Here is a 22,391-nt window from a genome sequence, read left to right as displayed (position 1 = left end):
TATTTTCGTATCTTATTTTCCCGAAAATGACCTTTGGTACTATCGAATCTTGTCGATTCGCGCTTAGAATAGGGTGGTTCTAGCATCTTACATCTTGTATCTAGCATCGCTGGTTCGAACAAAGGAGGCTTTATGAGAAAAATTGTTGCGCTTGTAACAACGATGTTACTGGCTACTGCTGCAGTACCTTTCACCAATACAACGATGGCTGCCACACTAAAACCAGCTGGTGCCGTCAAGCAGCCTACGGCTGTCACAATTAGTTCTGTTGGAGCAACGGTTGCTCCGGTAAATGGTAATTACTTTTTTACAGCTGGGCAGACGATCAAAATGAGTGTGGCTTTTGAGACATCAAGTCCCTCTGTCAAGTGTGATATGGAATCGGTCATTCCCATATCCATCAACGGTACACAGGACTGGCTTCGCGTATTCGACGCGGTGTTTGAAGGATATTCACCACCCGTCTACGCTCGGGGAATAACGGCGGATATGGCCTCGGGTGCCATCTCGATCCAAAGAGGACCAGATAGCTGCGGCCCCTCTGACGGCGTGAACCTTCCCATGAATGGGTGGAATGCGAATGCCAATGGCACAACGTATTTTACAGACGGCACATCGATGAATAATGTTGACTATTTCAAGAGTCTGATTGCAACGCCGATGTATATTGACAACACGGCGCCATCGATTGATTTTGGTAATTTGCCAGTGGACACCAGTTACAAGAAGTCATTGGGGATTACACTGACGGCCAATGATCTACCGCTGAACGAAAACTTGAAGCTCTATTACACGTGGACACAGACGCAGACAGCACCATTGCCTACAGCCATTAACACAGGGATAGCAAGCGGAACTGCTGTGCCAGATCCTGCTGCACCTGGTACTTATTTTCTTCATGCTCGCGTGGTTGACGTTGTTGGACATGAAGTTGTCCAGACCAAAGGACCTTTTTATTTGGATAATACGGTACCAACCCTTACTTTCGGCAAACAGTCGGATGCCACTTATAAGAAAAGCCATGGTGTAACTGTCACGACCTCGGACACACCGCTAACAGCCAATACGACGCTTTACTACACATGGTCGCAGAGTGCATCAGCACCGGCAGCATCGGCTATTTCAAATAATCTGCTCAACGGAGCAGCTCCTATAGATCCAACCGGTACTGGCTCTTATTATTTGCATGCGAAGGCGGTTGATCTTGCTGCTAATACAATCATTAAGTCAGCGGGGCCATTTAATTATGATAATCAAGGGCCAACAGCAACGATTACACCGAATTCTGGCGTAGCGAAGGCTAGCCATACCATTACCTATACGGTGACAGATGCGAATGCTGGTTTAAAACAGGTGAATTACGAATGGCTGAAAGATGGTACTTCCTATTCGACGGGTACCGGGAGTATCGCCGGAGGTACGCTTGCGGTGCCAAACACCGCAGAAGGCAGCTACAAGTTGAAGCTCACCATGAAGGACAACTTGGATAATGTAAGCACACAGGAAAGTTCAACGTATATCATTGACAAAACGGCACCAAGCGTCACGTTTACGACGCAGGGCAATCCTGTACCAGCCCCCTCCACCCAAGTGGGCTTTACTTTGCAGGAGTCGAAAGGAACGTTAGGCCAGGCGCATTATATCTGGTCAACCGATGTAACGACACCTCCTGCGAGTGATTCTCGTTGGCAGCAGATTTTTGATGGTACAGGTGCTAAGACGACATGGACCACGACATTGACTTCGCCACCAACAGCGAATGGTCTCACCTACCTGTATATCAAAACAAGTGACAGTGCAGGTAACATCGGATTTGCAAAAACAACACAGGGATTTAAACTCGACACGACGGCGCCTACGGTTTCTTTTACACTAAATTCAACGACAGGCTACAGTAAATCGGTTACTACCGCTTTAAATGTGACAGATAACATCACAACCGCTCTAGCCTCATTTGTTATCAAATATAAAATAGATCAAGTAGCAACAACGGACGGCAATGATACATCATGGAATACTTCAACAAGTAATGAGTTTTCGATGACTGGCCAGACGGGAAATTTTTATATCCATGCCAAAGTGTATGATGAAGCTGGGAATGCAACGGTTGTAAATAGTGGGGCCTTCAAGCTGGATAACACGAGCCCGACAGGAACGTTACTAATTCCGAATAAGGTTACGAATATCACAACAGTGCCGATCCAATTAAATGCCACAGATGCACAAGGCTCCGTCGATAAGATGAGGTTCGCCATAGACGGCGGCGTGTGGGGTAATCTGGAGACTTACGTGTCGACACCGCCACTTAAGCAGATCACCATTCCTGCGACGCAAGGTGTACACACGATAGCTGTTCAATTTATCGATGCCTTGGGCAATTATAGTACCACGTATTCCGATACGGTAACGTATGACACGGTTAAGCCTGTGTTAAACAAAATTGTGTATAGTACAACTTCTTGGACAAACCAGCCTGTGTCTGCAACATTGTCCGCGACGGATAATGTTACACCTGCGGCCGACATTATTGTCGATAGTGTGACAGCGGCTACGTATCAATTTCAGTCCAATGGGGTGTACACGTTCACTTTCCGAGATAAGGCTGGAAATGTGAATACAGCGCAGGCGAAAGTAGATTGGATTGACAAGACCAATCCGATCATTACGCTGCAAAACAACGGCTCCTCGTCGCAGCAATCTGTGAGTACAGCCGTAACAGCGAGTGACACGGGGGCACCACAGAGTGACTTAACGTTCGTTCATGCCTGGTCGAACTCCAGTTCGACGGTTCCAACGACATGGACACCGCTTCCGGCTAATGCAGGAGGCGATCGTATTGCAACGAAATCTGGTGTGACCGGTACGTGGTATTTATGGGTGAAAGTCACAGATAAAGCGGGAAATGCTGCAACGCTCATCAGCAATCCGTTTCTCATTGATAATACAAAACCAATTGGCACAGTTTCGTACAAACCTACTGGTTTGACGGCGAATAATGTGACAGCGATGCTTTCGACAAACGAACCTGTTACGGTAACGAACACAGACGCTGGGAAGAAAGAAGTTGTGTTCACGGATAACGGACAGTTCCAATTTGAGTTCAGAGATGCTGCGGGCAATGTAGGAACGGCGTTAGCAGCGGTTACTTGGATTGATCGCAGTCTGCCTTCAGCAGAAGTCACACTCTCTCCGAGTGGGTGGACGAATGGTCCAGTCCGCGTCACGATTGATGCGCAAGGCAGTCCTGACCGCGAGTTAACGAATTTTGAAGTAACAGGCGATGCACAAGTCATTAGTCAGACGGTGACTCAAGCTGTGTATGAATTTACAACCAACGGTTCGATTCACTATACTGTACGCAATGTAAGTACAGGCATCATGAACATCGATGAAGTGATCATTGATAACATCGATTTGATTGCGCCAACAGGGGATTTCATCTATAGCACGGAAAATGCAACGAATCAGGATGTTACAGTGACTTTGATTACGCAAGATGAAACCAATGGGATTGTACGTATTTTAAATAATGGGGGCAGCCCTACATATACGTTTACCGAAAATGGTTCATTTACATTTGATTTCGAAGATGAGGCAGGCAACCTAGTACACAAGACGGCTATAGTCAATTGGATTGACAAGGAAGCGCCACTAGCACAGCTTACTTATAGCAGTTCCAATTGGACGAAAGATCCCGTCGAAGTCAACATTTCCTTTACGGATGCTTCATCAGTTGCAGTGACGAACAATAATGGGAATCGTCATTATTCATTCACAGAGAATGGTACATTCACTTTCGAATTCCGCGATTCTGCTGGGAATGAAGGACAAGCCGTGGCAACGGTGACGTATATCGACCGGGAAGCACCAATAGCAACTGTTTCTTATAGTCATATCGGGTGGACGAATCAAGATGTAGTCGCGACATTAGTGGTAGAAGATAACTCTGGTGAACCCGTACAGTTTCTAAGCACCGGCGGAAATACACATACGTTTACGCAGAATGGAACGTTTACTTTTGTTTATCGAGATACGGCAGGTAATGAGCAGGAATTTGTAGCAGCTGTTGATCGGATTGATAAGACAGCACCAGTAGCAACTATTCAATATTCGGAAAATTTGAAGACAAGATCAGATGTGCGAACCACCGTTCTTGCGGATGAACCCATTACCGTCATAGGGAATAACGGCAATACAACATATGACTTTACAAGTAATGGGAGCTATACATTTGTCGTTAAGGATCGGGCTGGCAACCAAAATAGCGTAACGGCAACAGTCAATTATATAGACCGAACACCTCCGCTACCGCGACTTTCGTACAGTACATCAGCTCCTACAAAGGATGATGTCATCGTAACGGTAGATGCGGATGAGCCGTTCTATGTATTAAACAATAACCGAGCGAAGCAATTCGTGTTTAAGGACAACGGTACGTTTACTTTTTATCTGCAAGATATTGTTGGGAATTTAACTGAAATTCAAGCGGCAGTAAGCAATATCAATAAAACGAAGGCAAAAGTGATTGCTTCATTTAGTGAAACGCTGCCAACGCGAAATGATGTGAACGTTACACTAACATCAGACCAACCGCTTACTTATGTCGGTTTAATTGGCAACAAGGTTACTTTTACGAACAACGGCACGCGTTGGATAGATGCCATAGACTCGCTTGGTAATACCTATGCGTTGCGTGTGGATGTGACGAACATTGATCGTGAGGCACCGAAGTTTCGTTTTGTCGGAGGCGAGCAGTTGCTGATAGAAGTGGGCAACCCTGTCCATCCATTAGCAGATGTCTCGGCGATCGATAATATAGACGGTGACATAACTTCAAAGATTAACGTCAGTACCAACTCGATCAATCCACAAGTACCAGGTGAGTATACAGTTGTGTACCGTGTAACGGATCGTGCGGGCAACGAAAGCCTCTTGACTCGGAAGGCGATTGTCATCGCCCCAACTGATTTCACGATTTACGTGAATTCGGTGAAGGTTCAAGATACAGATGTCATCGTATACGGGGATGCAATCCAGCTATCGTTGTTTGGCCATCAAGGCAGCAACATCATCAAATGGGCGCGAGGCCCCAAGAGTATTGGGGATTTTAAGACCAATGCCAACAGAGTAAGCAACGGCATTTTACCGATAACGGAATACGGCTATTATACTTTGTTAATCCAAGATCAAGAACGACAGTTGAAGCTGATTCGTGTGTATATTTTGCCGAGACAAGCTTCTTAGGAGTGTGAGCAATGAATAAAGTGAAGTTTAAGCTGGGTAAAAAATTGTTGTTAATAGGCGCCATGCTTGTCCTGCTCTTTCCTATTGGAAGCGGTTTGGTATCTGCCGTTGAAGCCGAGTTGACGCCGGTGACTGTTGCCAATACCTTCATGGAAATCAGTGTTGATAAGGAGTCCGGCAGGTTCAGTGTCAATACGAAGCAAGGTTCTCCTCTAAAAGGGGGAGACGACAATAAATCGCTCCTCTTTAAAGATCGACTTCCGGAGACTTCGTTTACGACGTTTCGCATTAATGGACAAGATTATATTTACGGAAACAGTTATGGCTTTATGGGGTCTACTAGTGGTTTTACGTTCTCTCCAGCCAATCAAGGCTTCACGAATAAGTCAACATGGCGTATTGAAGGGCTCGATATTACACAGACATTAACATTAGTTAATGATCCAACGAACCCGAATGCAGGTAATATGAAGGTCACTTATCTCGTGAAAAATACGACCAAACAAAACCAAAGTGTTGGAACTAGGATTTTGCTGGATACGATGCTTGGCTCGCAAGATGCTTCTCCGATTTCGATAGCTGGCGGAAGTGAATATATTCGCAACGAGAAGGTCATTACGGGACAGCTTCCGTATTACTGGAGCGCGACAGATAATCCACTGAATCCCAAAGTGATGTCCTACGGTTTCATGCAAGGTTGGGGAAATAAAGCGCCGAATCAGATGGTTATTGCTCATTGGAACGGGATTTCCCAGACCAAGTGGGATTACACGGTGAATCCTATGCTAGATTTCACGAGCAAAATGAATGCCTACGGTTCGGCCGACAGTGCGGTGGCTCTCTACTGGGAGCCAGATGGACTCGCTCCTGGAGGAGAAGCTGTATATGAGACGTACTATGGGCTGGGCAGTTTTTTCACATCTCAGAAAGAAGCTACGTATAGGCTGCAAGTCGGTGCGCCGAAACAACTGACATTAACGGATGATCGCAATGGTTATAAAGAAGCGGAGTTTGACATTCGCGTCGATATCGACAATGCCATTGATCGCTCGGTCCAAATGGACGGTGTCGAAGTAACACTCGCTCTCCCTGCAGAACTAGATCTTGCCACAGGGCAGACAATGACCCAAAAGGTAGGCGTCATGAAGGTCGGCGAGACGAAGACTGTTACATGGCGAGTCAAGCCAAAGGTACAACTTACGTATAAAGCTGCCCCATTTCAGGTTATTGCACAAGCGGCTGGCGGGGAGGAGAGTATTCAAGCTTCCTTCATCGTCCTTCCTGCACTGACCGGTGAAATACCTAATATGCAGCTAATGGAAGTATTTCCTAAGAAGGTTTACACATTGGATGATAATCCTGCGTTAACTTTGCAAGGAGCAGGTTTTGAAATATTGAAAGGATCATCCGGATGGAATGTCGATCTCATTCGAGATCGCGATGGCGCGAGCGTGGCTGTTCCCCTCTCAGATGTATCGATTCAAGATGATAAACAGATTACGGCTAAGCTAAATTTGAAAAGTGATCTTTGGAAGCAGCACAAGCTGGAAGTTGGCTCGTACACGGTGAGGTTGACTGCTGGTGGCAAAGTATTTACCAAAAAAATGGAATTTACGACTGATAAAGCCTATAAATCAAAAGATTACGGAATTTTACTCGTTGTCGGTGACAACATGACGGAAAATGAGGGACAGACCTATCAGCTTGTTCCTGTAAAAAGTGAGACCGAGCTCACGGAGTTGAAAACGCAATATGAACGTACTGGAGGCCGCGAAGTTGCCTTGTTGGAGTTCCGAGGTTCGATTCGCGGTAAAAATGGAGAAAATGGCAAGGTTATTTATGAGATTGATCAGGGATCAACGATTAATTCGGTGATACGCCATGATACGACGGACATGTTAACAGCTATTTTCGGTGAAGCTTCACAGAAGATTACGATTCAAAAAAGTGCCAAGGACAGCTCACACAGTGAGGACTATATCAATGTAAAGGGGAATGGTGCGCTTTCGATCCCTAACTTTAAATTTGCTTATGGTCCTTTCCGTATTGAGTTGGAGGATGGAAAGAAATACGCACTCGAAGCGAACGAAGAACAGGAAGAATCCAAGATTGAGATTGAGTGGGATGTATTAAAAGGATTATCCGTCATTCAACGCCTCGCGTGGTTTCAACTGAACATTAAGAACGCCGTAATCGGAACTGAGAGCGTGTCGTTTGGCGGGAGGCTAGCCCTGGATTTTGAACCAGGTTCCAAGAAAACGGAAGACGGTAAAGAAGATTCGCCAGGTAACAATAATCCTCCGAACCCGCCAAATGAACAAGATTTAACAGAAAATACCGATGGTGAAGATGATGGTGCAGGTTCGGTATTAGTTTCCGTTGATTTGGATGAAGCTAAATTTGGTATAAGGCAGAATGCCGATGCTTTTGGACCTGCAGGTAAATTCGGCTTTTTAGGGTTGCGGGCTGAAGGGGAGGCCGGGTTACCTTCCAATCTGGTTCCGGGTCTTGATCTTGGGCTCAACGGTATTGTTCGTGTAGACACATTCGAAAAGAAATACGAGGTTGAAGCGAATGTTCAGTTCAAAGTTGTCGAAGTTAACGGACTGCTGACCATTCGATTAACGGACGGAAATTTTCCAATTGTGGATAATTTCCGCTTTGTGGTCGGGGGAGAACCAGGAATACCCTTAATTCCTATCGCTCCAGTTGCCTATATAACGAAAGGTGGAGGCGGAATTTACAACATCTTCGATTCGATAATGGGCAACTATAATTTCCTGCCACCTTTGAAATTGGAGATGATTGGCGGACTCAGTGTTGCTAAAGTGTTTAAAGCGGATGATGCCACAGTCGGACTTTCGATGCGCGGCGTTGAATTTTCTGGTGCGTTCGAAGTGCTCGGCATCCAGTTGTTAGAAGAGGTGTATGGCAGCGTACTGCTGAAAGACTCTTTGTCTCAATTCGGCATTGAACTCATGGCTGGTGCGAAGATTAATATTAAAAATATTATCACTGGTGAAGTGTATGTTGTCTTCCGATATGATCCTGAGCAGCACGGCAAGCTCGGACCTGTCTATTTAGCAGGTGGCGGCAACGTGCAGGTGAAGCTACCGCGAGGCTTAGTACTCGCAGCTGCTGAAGGTGAAATTAGCTCAGAGAAGATAGCAGGCAACGTAGAGTTTCTTGGTATCCCGTGGGGCTTTGAATATGAGTGGGGGGACAAAAAGCCACAAATAAGCGTAGGTAAGATTAATCTGCTCAAAAGCAGAAGCTTCGCTTTAGATGGGGAATCTCAATCTAGTGAACCTTTGGCTGGCGACCAGCCAGACAAGAGCTTCATCGAGCAAACGTATTATGATGAGTCGGGCAATGTATCTGGCACGATGAGCTTCGGTACCAATATGAAATCCGTCGCTGCTTCCGGACCGAGAAGTCATGTGCAGCAGCCAGCTCAAAGAAGATCATTGAGGTCTGCTGATTCGTTCGAATACGCGATACCTGTTTCATCGGGGATAGAAATGGCTTTGCTGGAAATTGCCTACTCAGGAGATCCTGCTGCACTTCAGGTTCAGGACCCAGAGGGGAATAACTACCCGCTTGTAGCAGGCGAGAATTATGATATTCAGGAAGTTTCTGCTGCTGATTCATCGTCAGGGGAACTAGAGCAAAGTGTGCTTATTTCGATTAAAAATCCAACCAGCGGCACGTGGCGAGTGACTTCAGATCGTGAACTGGAATGGACACTTCAACATGTAACCGTGCCTCCAACTTTGGCAAGTGTTGATGTTCAGCACACGGATTCCCATCAATTAACGGTGAATTGGCAGGGTGAACATACGACGAATGAAAAGGTCACGATATTCCTTAGCTCAAACAACGAAAACGATCCAGGCAGCTTGCTTATTCAGGACCTCGATGTTTCTGAAGAAAGAGCGCAAATTACGTTGCCTGAATCGTTAGCAAGCGGGACCTACTACGTCAAGGCTGTCCTGTCACAAGGAGATACGAATCTAAGCAGCGTCTACAGTAGTCAATCCTTCAACGTTGTGAATCCGTACCAACCAATGAAACCAAATCACGTTCAGTTGAGTCCTGCAGGGAACGGCTTGTTCAAGCTTTCTTGGGATGAGCAGGTGGCAGATGGATACACGGTACAAGTGCTTAATGGGAATGGCGAGGCCATCTCTAGCTTGGGTGTGATTGAGCTGAAAGGCGACCTTCATGAGGCCATGATCGGTGGGACGGTGAACACCGAAGGGGGTCAAAAAGTCGGTATGCTGCCTGGTACTTCGTACAAAGTATCGATGGGTGCTTATAAACTTGTAGATGGCGTCAAAGTGTACAGTGAGCCTGCGGTTACAGCAGCTGTCCTGCTGCCAGAGCCACAGTCTGCAAGCATGCAGTTATCTGTTCTTCATGCCAATAACGAACCGGTAACCAATACGTTTACGCAGAATGGTACGACAACGTATATCATGAATGAAGCCGACTTTCAGCTGCACATGCATGCAGATCAATCCGTATCAACGGAAGTCATTGTGAATAATGTGAAGCTAGAAAAGCCCATATTGGGAGCGGACTGGAACAGATCCATTTCATTACGCGAAGGAGAAAATGTTATCCAATTGTTCGCGACCAATCAGCAAGGCGATCGAAGTTCGGCCAGTGTTCGTGTCATTTCCGATATGACCTTGCCAGATCTGAAAGTAGAGAACGCGCGAACGAATTCTGATCAACAGACGGCTTTAGTAAAAGGCATGGCTGAGCCAGGTAGTCGGGTGACAATCAATGGCGAGACGGTGGCCGTTCAAGAAGGCGGTGCATTCGAGCAATCGATTCCTTTAGATGGTTACCTTTCTAAGCCTATTGTGATTGCAGCCAAAGATATGGCAGGAAATGAAACAGTTCTAAATACGGAAGTTATTAATAATACGGTGACTTCCTTAGCTAAAGTTGAACTTCGTCCTGCTGCAACTCTGTCGGAAGACGAAGAGCTCCAGCTTCCTGCAGGCAGTGAGCAATCTTTAGAATTAATAGGTACAGACAAGGAAGGAAACTCGTTCGATCTTGATCCTAACAGTGTACAATGGAGCGTTCTACTAGGGGATACGAACGGAAGCATTTCAGAGCAAGGGCGATTGCATACTTCCTATGAGGGCGACATGGTCATTAAAGCTTCTTATTCGGTTGCAGGTGACTTTGCCTTTGAGGATACGCTTATTGTACATGTAACTCAACCTGCTGGAACACCAGAATCGCCGCCAGTTGACTATGACGATTGGTATATACCTCCGACGACGACGCTTCCAGGGGATGACAGTGAAGAGGCTGGAAGTCCAGTCGAAGAAACATTGCACAACATTCTAAAACGGTTGATTGAGCAAGAGCAAGGCGTAGACTTTGTAACTTCAGCCAAAATCGAAGCGAATCAGGAACGTATCATTCCAATTCGCGATCGTGCTGTTATTCGAATACCAGCGCAACCGCTTAAAGAAAGCGTTGGACTCGGCATTGGTGCAGTACGTGTTCCGAAGAAGTATGAAGTTGGCGGCTTAAAGGTGATTGGCGATATCTACGAATTCAAGTTCGATAAACCTACTCAACTTCAAGCACCTGCTGAACTCACGGTACGCTATTCAATGGAAGAACTCCAGGATCCTGGGCGAGCTGCGATCTATTATTACAATGAACAGACTCATAGCTGGGAATACATCGGTGGTCTGATAAATCCAATAACAGGCGTCGTTACGGCAACGTTGCCTCATTTCAGTAAATTTGCCTTACTGTATAATGGTGAATTGCCGATCTTCATGGATATGATCAATCGCTGGTCGCATGATGTCGTATACCGTTTGGCCTCCATGGGGGCAGTAAACGGTGTTCAACGCGATGAAGGCTTAGCATTCGAGCCGATGCGTGCCATTACACGGCAAGAATTTGCCAAAATTGCGGTTGGGGTTATTGGAGCAGTAGCATCAACGCCTACAGGCGAACTTTCCGCCGAATTTGTGGATCGAGAGCGCGTAGCTGAATGGGCGAAGCCTTATGTAACGGCAGCTATCGAGAAAGAGTGGATCGGCGGTACGAGGAGAGATGAGCAGCTTTACCTGGATCCAACCGTACCTATCTCAAGAGCGGAAGCCATAGCGATCATTGGTCGTATGATTCGTTCGCAAACGGAGTTGAAACCAACAGATATCAAAGTTTCATTTTCGGATGCACACGCGATTCCTGACTGGGCTATGCCCTATGTAACGATGCTTATTCAGCTTGGCGTCATCAGTGGTTACCCCGATGGTTCACTGAGGCCGGAGGCACAAATCACGAGAGAAGAAGCAGCGGCTATCATTAGTAAAATGCTGGATGTGAAGAACTAATGCAATCGAGTGTTTCCCTTCATGGGAGATGCTCGATTTTTTTTGTAGCAAGGAAGGGTAGGCAGTGGAAAGGGTCTTGTGCGTTAGAAGTGATTATGAAATGATAGAAAGATCGGGATTTCCCCCATTCAATCCGCTATTGTATCTCAGAATGAAAGCAGGCCATAAGCATGAATTATGAATTTCTAATTTCATTTACTCCCAAAATTATCGATGTCGTCAAGCGAGATCAGCCCTTCTGGGAAACGTTCCAATACGTATTAGAGCGAGACCGTACACTTCTCCATGTCATGGCATATGTCTACTCCGGTCAGGGGATATTGGAGCTTGACGGGAAACGGACACCGCTCGCTTCTGGCTGCACATTCCAGGTTCCTCCAGGTAAAGCGATGCGGATCACGACAACGCCTGATCATACATTGTGCTTTTATTCGATACATTGTCGATACGGAATGGCACATTGGGAGGGTACTGAGCTTCGCTTAGCACCGAGTGAAGGTGCTTTGCCCCTTCCAGAGACGCAATTATGGCCTGAAAATAATGGGCTCGCAGATAAATTCCAGCAGGCATTCACATTATGGAAAAATAAAAATAGCGGTTACGAATGGCAGGTGAGACAACTGCTAATTGATATGTTGCAAAGCTTTCTGCAAGGGAAGCTCCCTGCGGGAGAGATCAGTTCTGCTGGATCTGTTCAAGAGGCTATTGATTTTATGAAAACCTCGTATAAGGAGGAGTTGACGCGGGAACGAATGGCTGAACGGTTATCGTTATCACCGGGCTACTTTTCCATTCTTTTTAAAAAACATACAGGCCTAAGTCCAATTCATTATTTAAATAGAATTCGAATGGATCAAGCGAAACACCTATTGAAAAATACCAGGTATCCCATCAAGCAGGTGGCAGAGGAAGTCGGATTTCAGGATTCTTTTTACTTCTCCAGAATGTTTGTGAAAGAAACAGGTATGGCGCCAAGCGATTATCGGAAATCATAAAAAAAGTTATCTAACAATAATCCAGATTATTGATAAAGTTTCTTCATGTACGGAGAATTGAAAACGTTTTATAGTAAGATCTATAAAACAAAAGTTCCTGCATGGAGGCGATATGAATATGAGTAATGCCCCTCGAATTATTGATACGGATGTTCATAATGCGGTACCGCATAACAAGGATTTACTCCCTTATCTGGCAAGAGAATGGCATGAGCAGCTTCTATCAGCAGGACCTGGTGCTCCTGGTGTCTATTACTCGCCGCTTGGTGTGATGCGCAAAGATGCTAGACCAGATAACGGCGGGATACCTGGAAGTGACCCTCATTTTCTAAAAAAGCACCATTTGGATAGATATGGCATTGATTATGCGATATTGACAGGCTCTGGCATTTTGGGTGTGTCTTTAAATCCAGATCCCGATTACGGGAATGCGGTTTGCAGCGCTTATAATGATTGGTTAGTGGAGACTTGGCTGAAAGTAAGCCCACAATATAAAGGTTCCATCTTGATCAATCATTCCGATCCGCAAGTAGCAGCTAAAGAAATTGATCGCATGGGCGGCCACCCTGATATGGTGCAAGTCATTATGGCATCCGGCTCACCGATGTTATTCGGACAACGTTTTTACCATCCGATTTATGAAGCAGCAGAACGCAACGGGTTGCCGGTTGCCATCCATCCAGGAACAGAAGGACGGGGCATCGCGGGCGCACCTACACCATCCGGGTATCCCACGAAATATTTTGAATGGCATAATATTTTACCGACGAATTACATGGCCCATATTAACAGCTTGGTCTGTGAAGGGGTTTTTGTGAAATTTCCTAAGCTCAAATTTGTCGCGATCGAAGGCGGGCTCGCTTGGTTGCCGCATCTTATGTGGCGAATGGACAAGAACTACAAAGGTCTCCGGGATCAAGTGCCATGGCTGACACGACTTCCTTCTGAATACATCCGGGAGCATATTCGATTAACGACACAGCCGATTGAAGAACCAAGTCAACCTGACCACATCAATCAAATTTTGGATATGCTTGGCGGGGATCATATGGTGATGTTTTCCTCCGATTATCCGCATTGGGATTTTGATAATCCGAAGATGGCCCTACAACCGATCCGCAAAGAGCTAAGACAGAAAATACTAGTGGAAAATGCTATGGCACTTTATAATCTCACAACAGCTCCGATTACAGCAAAGGAGGTGTAGACATGACGATAAGATCTAAATCAAGGCATGTCGTAGCAACGGTTGCTGAAATCGAACAGCTAGGCAGAAAGATTGTGGAAGTGAAAGGGATGGAAATCGGGATTTTCAGCGTTGATGGACACTTCTATGCTTGGCGGAATGTGTGTCCGCATGCGGCTGCGCCTGTCTGTGAAGGGACGGTTTGTGGAACCCGGCTTCCCTCCATGGTTTACGAATATATACATGGCCGAGACCAAGAGATTTTGCGTTGTCCTTGGCATGGTTGGGAGTTTGATCTAAAGACGGGCATCCACCTAGTTGAGGGAGGCGTAAAGCTTCGGGGATATGACCTAGAAGTGGATGGCGACCATATTTACATGCTTATATAAGGAGATGGTAAGCCAATGTTGGACATGTACGAGGATCATATAAGACGAAAGAAAACAGCCTCGTTATCTGAATTTACAACAGAATATCAGGACTTCAGGTATCATGCCTCATCGGTCACGCCTGATATCAAGCTTGCCATCAACGTCATTAAGCCACTTGGTCCGGCTCCAATGCTGGTAAAGCTTCATGGGTGGCACATGAGTATGCCCGAGCCTCAGAAGAGGGTAACGCCAGCAGACAATATGGACCATTATTTGGTAGTCCAGGTGGATATGCGAGGCAGAGCCTTTTCGGAAGGGGAGGCTGATTGCAATGGGTATGAGCTCATGGATATTTATGATGCCATTCAATTTGTACGAAAAGAATATGCGCACTATCTTTCTGATCCTGAACTCATCTATTTAGAAGGAGGAAGCGGCGGAGGCGGCAATGTCCTGGCGATGTTAGGCAAGTTCCCGGATACGTTTGCTGCTGCTTCCTCCTTTTACCCCATGTCTGATTATGCGAAGTGGTATGTGCAAGATGAAGTTGGCGAGTTTCGAGATGAGATGGATGTTTGGATCGGTTGTCCGCCAGAGGTGGACAGCGAAAGATATGAAGCTAGAAGCGGGATTCATCTCGTGAATAACTTGCATACCCCGCTTTATTTGGCCCATGGAGATGGAGATATTCGCGTCCCTGTGGACCATGCGAGAGCCTATGTTCGACAAGCGCAGGCGTATGGCAAATCGCAGCTCATCCAATATGAAGAGCTCCCAGGTGTTGGTGGTCGAGGTCACCAAGATGGCATTACGGCTGAACAATTGGCAGGCATTCAGGAAGCATCGGATGCAAATCGCCGAAACCACGCTGTACCTGTGACCATTCCACAACAAGGGACACTGCAGATCGGCGGGTATCTCTACACGAAACCTTTTCAAATTGTGCTGGATTCGATGGATCATGTCGCGCAAGTTGAATACTCTCTCCCCAATAATACATATCAGTTGCGTGCAAGGAATCCTTATCCCTACACATTGTCAACGTTCGATGGCAGGGTCATCACAGGAATATGCAGTGTAATTACGAACAGTCAGTAGATGATACTGGCTTTTTTATCTTGGCAACGTAGTGACTATGAATCGATAAGGTTGTGACGGAGTATGGAAAAATCGAGATTGAAAAATAAGGATTCTTACTGGCTTGCAGATTCCTATAGTGCTGACGAATCTGTTGTTCCAGCGGATAAACGTGTTCCGTTTGGATGGCCGGCAGCATCCGTTAGCGGCATAGAGGAGCGTAAGATTATACTATTATGGAAAAATAGAGCATCGCACGACTCCGCTTGGTTGAGAATTACGGTGGCACTGGATTTACGTGAAGAAGTGAAGTTGGAAGTTAGAAGCGCCGTATCGCATATTCTGCTAGGGAACTTCGATATTCGCTACGCGTCGGTACTTCAACCATTCCAGCTCCTCCTCTCCAAAGAGCAGGTACAGCTTGCTGTAAGCGAAGGCATTTCACTTAGACAGACTGAAGGGAATGTGCCTTTATGGATATTTGTCCCCGATCGAGGAATGCCGACATCGGCTGGGGAAGCGCCGCTTCTGTTTCCACACTTGTATGATGCGCAGGATCATGTTGTGGATGTGGATCGGTGGGAAGCCATGAAAATAACCTTGGCCACTTTATCTTCTTTACAAGCTTTTGGGTGGTTAGAAGGCTGTGTTTTACATGGATTAATGGAGTTAAATCGCGTAACGGGGGAGCCGCTATACCGCGAGGCTTTGTCACGGCACTTTCATATGTTTATGGATGAGGAAGAGAAGCTGCGTTATGAGAATCCACGCAGTATGCCTGTTGATGATCAGATATATGGCATTGAAGGGACGTTGCCCTTCGCCATGCTCGCACAGTTGGATGCCACACACCCCACCCTAGAACGCGCAATCCATTTCTGGATGGACCCGCGTAATGAGGACGGTGTGTTGCTTGATCATACGATGCTTACCGCAGAAGGAAACTACACGCTTGCTTATCCGATGGCTGTGCTCGCTAAGCAGCGGGGACGATTGGATTTAGCTCGTCTTGCCCTCCGGCAGCTGGAAGCAAGACAGAAGTTGACGCTTGGCGATGATCTGTACCTACGCTATCATCAGGACGGGAGCTATTCGTTTCGAAATTGGTCACGTGCCTACGCATGGTATTTGTTAGGCTTGGCTCGTACGCTGAAAGAATTGGATGGCGCAGATTTCTTAATGAACGATGAGATGCACGCTATTCAGGCATTGAAGCAAGAACTACGGCGTGTTTCGCGAATCTCAATGAGCTATCAACTTCCTAGTGGTTTGTGGTCAGTGTTCCTGGATGATCCGGATACAGGTCCTGAAACCTCAGGCTCTGCAGGGATTGCAGCGGCGCTGGCAATTGGCGTCGAGATGGGCTTGTTAGACAAGGATGCATTAGCTGCTGCAACGCTTGCCAAGGAAGCATTAACACCGTATCTGACACAGGACGGTATTCTTAGCGGTGTTTCTCAAGGCAATAAGGGAGGAGAAAGCTTGCAGCGCGGAGGGTATCGCGTCCTTTCACAAATGGGAACAGGCCTGGCTGCACAGCTATGGGCTGTGATTGAGGACAGTCCAGGGAAATAATTGTGGAAATAAAGAAGCATGTTCAATCAATGGCTTTCATTGCTTGAACATGCTTTTTGTATGCAAAATAGTTGTGATGATTACAATTTAAAAAGGAAAGATGCGAGGTTTCTTTTGAACAGAGACCCATTTACTTGTCGTGAATTCTTCGAACCCGAGGTCACCGCCGTAATGACCGATTCCTGAGGATTTCTCGCCGCCGAACGGTGCATTCATATCCATATTGATGGTTGTATTGTTCACGTGCGTCATCCCGCTTTCGATCGAGCGGGCGAAGGCCATGCCTTTTTCAATATTCGAGGTAAACACTGCGCTTGATAACCCATATTCGGTATCGTTTGCCCAAGCCAAAGCTTCTTCTTCCGTGTCAAAGGGAATAATAGAAGCGATCGGCCCGAAAATCTCGGTCTGCGCAAGCTTGGAATCTGGCTTGACGTCGGCGAATACGAATGGCGTAACGATGTTACCGATACGCTGGCCTTCGAGCACAAGTCGAGCGCCTTCTTGCTTGGCGATTTCCGCCAGTCCAAGCACTTTCTCGATTTGCTTTTCATTGATGAGCGGCCCTACGATAACCTTTGGATCCGCAGGATTTCCATAAGGGACTTGTTGCAATCTGTCTGCCAATCGCGTGATAAACGCCTCATAATGCTTACGATGAACGAAGAAACGATTCGTACAGATGCATACTTGACCTGAATTCATCAGCTTACTGAAGACAGCAGCATTGACGGCTTGATCCAAATCAGCATCTTCAAGGACAACGAACGGATTGTTGCCGCCTAGCTCCAACGATGCACGCTTGAGATGTTTGCCGCAAAGCTCGCCGATATGGCGGCCGACGCCCGTTGAACCCGTGAACGAGATGATGCGCGGTACGGGATGCTCGATCATGTAGTCCCCGACTTCTGCGACATCATAACCGACAACGTTGAGCACACCTGTGGGCAGCCCAGCTTGCTCGAAAATATCGGCGACGATAGGTCCGCCAGTTATATATGTCTGGGAGTCCGGTTTCAAAACAACGGCATCTCCCGCAGCAATGGCTGGTGCGACGACTCGCATCGCCATGTACAAAGGGAAGTTGAATGCGTTGATGACTCCGATCACGCCAACTGGGAAACGATAAACATGGTTTTCCTTATCCGGCAAGGGAGAAGGAAACACATGCGGCGAGAACATGGAATCGATGTAGGGGATAGCGGCCATAATGGAACCTACAGAAGCCATGAATTCGGATACAGCTTTGGTGACGGAGCTTCCGGATTCTTGCACCATTAAGCCGACAATCTCGTCTTTTCTAGCTTGCAGCATCTGAACGGCGCGCGTAAGCACAGTCTTGCGCTCTTCAGCCGTAGAAGAAGCCCATGCTTTCTGCGCGTTCTTCGCAGCCAGATAAGCTTCATCGATGTCGTCGCGATTCGCGAGTTTGATCTGAATCACTCGTTCATTATTGTAAGGATTGATATTGTCATATACGGTGTCGCTTGATCCGTCACGCCAAACGCCGTTAATGTACTGCTTATTGTATTTTTCGGACATGGGAATGCCCCCTTGTTAGTATTTGGTGATAACCGTTACGCCTACACCAGCATAGTTGTTCATTTCTTGGAATGCGGAGTTAATATCGTCGAGTGCGATTTGTTTGGTAACAAGCTTGCCTGGCGCCAGTTTGCCGCTCTCCACCATTTGGAGCATCTCGCGGTACTCTGGAACTGGCATACCTGCGGAACCGACCAGTGTCAACTCTTTCAACAGCAGGAGATTGACAGGAACTGGCGTCATCCCGCCTTGCGGGTTGTTGCTTACGCCGAGCTGTAGGTGACGCCCGCGTTTGGTTAAGCTCATGACGGCGTTCACGAATGTATCTTGAATGCCCAGCGCGTCGATCGAGAGGTTAGCTCCACCTTTGGTGAGCTCCATGATCGCCTGCGGCGCATTCACTTGCTTGCTGTTCACCGTCGCTACGGCGCCCATTTGCTTAGCGAAGTCGAGTTTATCATCCGCGATATCAACGGCAATGACATTCGCACCTGCCGCAGTAGCAATTTGAATGGCGGACAAGCCAACACCGCCGGAGCCATATACGGCTACCCATTCGCCTGGACGTACTTTCCCTTGAGCAACAACGCCATGGAAGGCTGTCATGAACCGGCAGCCCATCGCGCTTGCCGTAAGGAAATCGACACCATCAGGCAGGTGAAGCAGGTTCAGGTCTGCATTTGGAATGTGAATGTATTCCGCAAAGCCACCGTCAAAATGAAATCCTACCATTTTCAAATTGTCACAAAGGTTGTGGTGCCCCGATTGACAATGCGGACATACACCGTCACCTTGATTGAAAGGGACAATCACGCGGTCGCCTTTTTTGAAATTGCGAATATCCTTACCGACTTCTTGTACAATGCCGCTCATTTCGTGACCAAGTATATGTGGGAATGTCTTGATTGCACCGAGTCCACCGTGCCACCCGTGCAAATCGCTGCGACAAATACCCGTCGCTTCTAATTTCAGTATGACGCCGTCTGGCGCTAGGGTTGGATCTGCGACTTGTTTGACAACCAAGGGTTCGTTAAATGCTTCTAGTACGGCTGCTTTCATGTAAGATCATCTCCATGTAAGTGTTGTTTGAACTTCGTCCCCTATTATAGAAATTCAGAATGATAATGTATAATACATAATTAATTATAAGTATATAGCTTGTAGTCTATGGAAGAGGGGCAGAAGTGATGGAGCTTCTTCAATTGCATTATTTTCAGATCGTTGCCAGATTAGAGCATATGACCAAGGCAGCAGAGGAGCTAAATATCGCCCAGCCCTCACTCAGCAAGACGATTTCCAGATTGGAAGAGGATCTTGGTGCACCTTTGTTCAGTCGGCAGGGTCGTAACATCCGATTAAATCAGTTCGGCAAAGTGTTTCTTGCACGAGTGGAGCGCGTTTTTCGAGAATTAGAAGAAGGAAAAAGAGAAATCAAAGATATGATCGGATTGGAGCGAGGTAGTATTACGCTCGCGGCATCGCTGACGAGCATTCTCCCCGAGCTGCTTGGGGAATTTCTGAATCTGTATCCGAATGTGCACATCCGACAAGTACTGGAACGAACCGCGGTTATCAAACGCATGTTGGAAGACGGAGAGATCGACCTGAGCATTACGACTACACCATTCGAGGGAGCGGATATGGCATGGACACCTCTTCGAACAGAAGAATTCTTTGTTGTCGTCCCTGATAACCATCCGTTGGTAGGCCGAGAAAGCGTCTCGTTGATTGAACTGAAGGACGAAACCTTCATCGGATTGCGAACTGGCTATTGGTTCCGCACTTTGACGGACAGTATCTGTGAGCGTGCTGGATTTATACCGAATACGATGCTTGAGGTGGATGAGGCGGATGCCGTTGTTTTGCTTTTGAGAAAGGGACTTGGTATCATGTTCGCGCCTGAGCTGGCGTGGCAAAAGCGCGCCGTTTACATGCCTCATAGGCTAAGGATTACAGACCCAGGCTGCACAGTGACGACTGGCATTGCGTGGTCGAAGAAGCATTATTTATCGCTCGCGGCGGAACGATTCCGTCAATTTGTCATTACATATTTTGAAAATATAAAGCCCTGAGGCATGAAATAGAAGCAGATGACACACAATATAACTGTAAAAATATATCAGTAAAAGTTAACGTTGACGTTAACGTATATTCGGATTATGATGAACTCATCGCGATAAAGCAGTTGAGTTAGATGGGAGTGTATCGATGGATAAATACAAAATTGATGATGTAGCGAAAGAAAGTGGACTGACGAAGAGGACGATTCGCTACTATGAGGAAATCGGCGTTTTATTCCCTCCAGAACGTAGTGAGGGCGGCATGCGCTTATATACGCGCAAACATATCGAAAGATTGAGTCAAATTGTCAATGCTCGGGATGTTCTCGGATTTTCGCTGATGGAAATTCAGGATTTCGTAGCGATTCGTGAAAAGCTGGACGAACAGAAGCAAGTCTATTGGAAAACCGAAGCAGCCGAAGAGAAGCTCTCGCAGTTGCGGGAAATAAAAGTCATGGTCGATCAGCAGATGGACATGGTTGATCAAAAAATTAATAAAATGATTGAATTTCGCAAAGAAATCGAACACATGCAAAAGCGCGTCAATGATGGTATTTCTAAAATGACAACATAAAAGGAGTCTTCTGGGTCATGCAACCAACAGCTACGAGTAAGGCCAATACGGCCGCACAGCATCAGAATACACAGAAAGTTAGTATGTTTACGCAGCCGAAAGCGGTATGGGTGGTCGTTTTCGCCAGTATTATCGCTTTCATGGGTCTAGGTCTGGTAGATCCGATTTTACCTGCTATTGCTAAAAAACTACATGCCTCCCATAGCGATGTCACCTTGCTATTCACGAGCTATAACGCAGTTATGGCTATCGCGATGTTAATTACGGGTGTCGTCTCGTCCCGTCTAGGCATCAAGAAAACACTGCTAACAGGAATCATTATTATTGCCCTTTTTTCTGCATTAGGTGGGATGTCAAATAGTATTTGGAGTCTAGTATGGCTGCGTGGAGGCTGGGGACTAGGCAATGCGCTGTTCGTCGCAACAGCATTGTCTGCCATCGTCTCTTTGTCCAAAACAGGCGTTGCTCGCTCTATTATTTTGTTTGAAGTCGCGGTTGGTCTTGGAATCTCCGTTGGTCCCTTACTGGGAGGCGAACTCGGCGCCATCTCATGGAGAGGCCCATTCTTCGGCGTTGCCGGTCTTATGGTCATTGCTTTCTTTATGATTTTGTTTATAATGCCTAAACAACAAACACAAATTCGCAAAACCAAAGCATCGTTAGCGGATCCATTCCGCGCTTTGAAATTCAAAGCTCTTCGTACCTTCGGAATCGCGGCTTTTCTATATAACTTTGGTTTTTTCACTCTACTTGTATACGCAGCATTAGTCTTAGGCAAGCTAGGATTAGATGAGCATCAACTTGGTTATGTTTTCTTGGGCTGGGGACTTATGCTTGCTTTTACATCTGTCTTTACAGCACCGAAACTGCAAAAACGCTTTGGTACAGTATCTTCCATGTGCGTTCAACTATTGTTATTCGCTGTTACTTTGTTTGTCATGGCGAACTGGACAACGGATAAAACAGTTATCATTATCGCAGTTATCATTGCGGGAGCGTTTCTTGGTAATAACAACACTTTAATTACAACTGCCGTAATGAACGCTGCGCCGGTCGAACGTCCAACCGCTTCAGCAGCCTATAGCTTCTTGCGTTTCATCGGAGGGGCAATCGCTCCGTTCCTTGCAGGTAAATTGGCGGAATGGTTTAACCCGCAAATGCCGTTTATTGTTGGCGGCGCGTGTGTAGTCGTGGCTGTTATCTATCTGTGGATGAATCGCCAGCATTTGAAGCACGTGGATGAAGTGGAAAGTGCGCATTAATATATGTTGTAGGAGAGCCCGCTGCTCAGCGAGGCCACTGAAAAAGTATACTAAGAAAAAAGGCACAGACTCTCATTTTATGAGGGCGCTGTGCCTTTTTTCTTGTATACTTTAAGTATTACGTC

The 22,391-nt window shown here is 46.6% G+C and carries 12 protein-coding genes; 10 read left to right on the top strand and 2 right to left on the bottom strand.

Annotation, left to right across the window (positions count from 1 at the left end):
• The first annotated feature begins 132 nt into the window (after window positions 1–132).
• The 7 genes from J2736_RS32680 to J2736_RS32650 all read left to right on the top strand — a co-directional run bounded on the left by J2736_RS32680 (window position 133) and on the right by J2736_RS32650 (window position 16,828).
• Window positions 133–5,244, top strand: coding sequence for an immunoglobulin-like domain-containing protein (locus J2736_RS32680; protein WP_310502702.1), 5,112 nt, complete (start codon window positions 133–135; stop codon window positions 5,242–5,244).
• 11 nt (window positions 5,245–5,255) lie between these two features.
• Complete coding sequence (locus J2736_RS32675; RefSeq protein WP_310502701.1) at window positions 5,256–11,624, top strand: S-layer homology domain-containing protein; 6,369 nt, start codon at window positions 5,256–5,258, stop codon at window positions 11,622–11,624.
• A 170-nt stretch (window positions 11,625–11,794) separates the two neighbouring features.
• Window positions 11,795–12,619 carry an AraC family transcriptional regulator gene (locus J2736_RS32670; RefSeq protein WP_310502700.1) on the top strand — a complete coding sequence of 275 codons (825 nt, stop codon included), beginning with the start codon at window positions 11,795–11,797 and terminating at the stop codon, window positions 12,617–12,619.
• A gap of 118 nt (window positions 12,620–12,737) precedes the next feature.
• The gene (locus J2736_RS32665; protein WP_397342153.1) at window positions 12,738–13,826 is read left to right on the top strand and encodes an amidohydrolase family protein; all 1,089 of its coding nucleotides are present in this window, start codon (window positions 12,738–12,740) and stop codon (window positions 13,824–13,826) included.
• Between the two features lie 2 nt (window positions 13,827–13,828).
• A complete protein-coding gene (locus J2736_RS32660; RefSeq protein WP_310502698.1) occupies window positions 13,829–14,194 on the top strand; it encodes a Rieske (2Fe-2S) protein in 366 nt (121 codons plus the stop codon).
• Window positions 14,195–14,209: 15 nt separating this feature from the next.
• Complete coding sequence (locus tag J2736_RS32655) at window positions 14,210–15,274, top strand: alpha/beta hydrolase family protein (protein WP_310502697.1); 1,065 nt, start codon at window positions 14,210–14,212, stop codon at window positions 15,272–15,274.
• Window positions 15,275–15,337: 63 nt separating this feature from the next.
• Window positions 15,338–16,828, top strand: a complete 1,491-nt coding sequence (locus tag J2736_RS32650) for a glycoside hydrolase family 88 protein (protein ID WP_310502696.1) — start codon at window positions 15,338–15,340, stop codon at window positions 16,826–16,828.
• A gap of 87 nt (window positions 16,829–16,915) precedes the next feature.
• Here J2736_RS32650 and J2736_RS32645 read toward each other — a convergent pair whose 3' ends face one another.
• Window positions 16,916–18,370 (bottom strand): aldehyde dehydrogenase family protein, encoded by a 1,455-nt coding sequence (locus J2736_RS32645; protein ID WP_310502695.1) that lies wholly within the window; start codon window positions 18,368–18,370, stop codon window positions 16,916–16,918.
• 15 nt (window positions 18,371–18,385) lie between these two features.
• Window positions 18,386–19,429, bottom strand: coding sequence for a zinc-dependent alcohol dehydrogenase family protein (locus J2736_RS32640; RefSeq protein ID WP_310502694.1), 1,044 nt, complete (start codon window positions 19,427–19,429; stop codon window positions 18,386–18,388).
• A gap of 128 nt (window positions 19,430–19,557) precedes the next feature.
• Between J2736_RS32640 and J2736_RS32635 the strand changes: the two genes are divergently transcribed.
• From J2736_RS32635 to J2736_RS32625, 3 genes are all read left to right on the top strand, one after another.
• Window positions 19,558–20,442 (top strand): LysR family transcriptional regulator, encoded by an 885-nt coding sequence (locus tag J2736_RS32635; RefSeq protein ID WP_310502693.1) that lies wholly within the window; start codon window positions 19,558–19,560, stop codon window positions 20,440–20,442.
• 136 nt (window positions 20,443–20,578) lie between these two features.
• On the top strand, window positions 20,579–21,004 hold the full coding sequence (locus tag J2736_RS32630) for a MerR family transcriptional regulator (protein ID WP_310502692.1): 426 nt from the start codon (window positions 20,579–20,581) through the stop codon (window positions 21,002–21,004).
• Window positions 21,005–21,021: 17 nt separating this feature from the next.
• On the top strand, window positions 21,022–22,266 hold the full coding sequence (locus J2736_RS32625) for an MFS transporter (protein ID WP_310502691.1): 1,245 nt from the start codon (window positions 21,022–21,024) through the stop codon (window positions 22,264–22,266).
• Window positions 22,267–22,391 lie beyond the last annotated feature (125 nt).

The sequence above is a fragment of the Paenibacillus qinlingensis genome, from assembly GCF_031455095.1.
GTDB lineage: Bacteria > Bacillota > Bacilli > Paenibacillales > NBRC-103111 > Paenibacillus_E > Paenibacillus_E qinlingensis_A.
The sequence above is the reverse complement of the archived record's forward strand: the minus strand, read 5'-3'. Positions and strand labels throughout refer to the sequence as shown.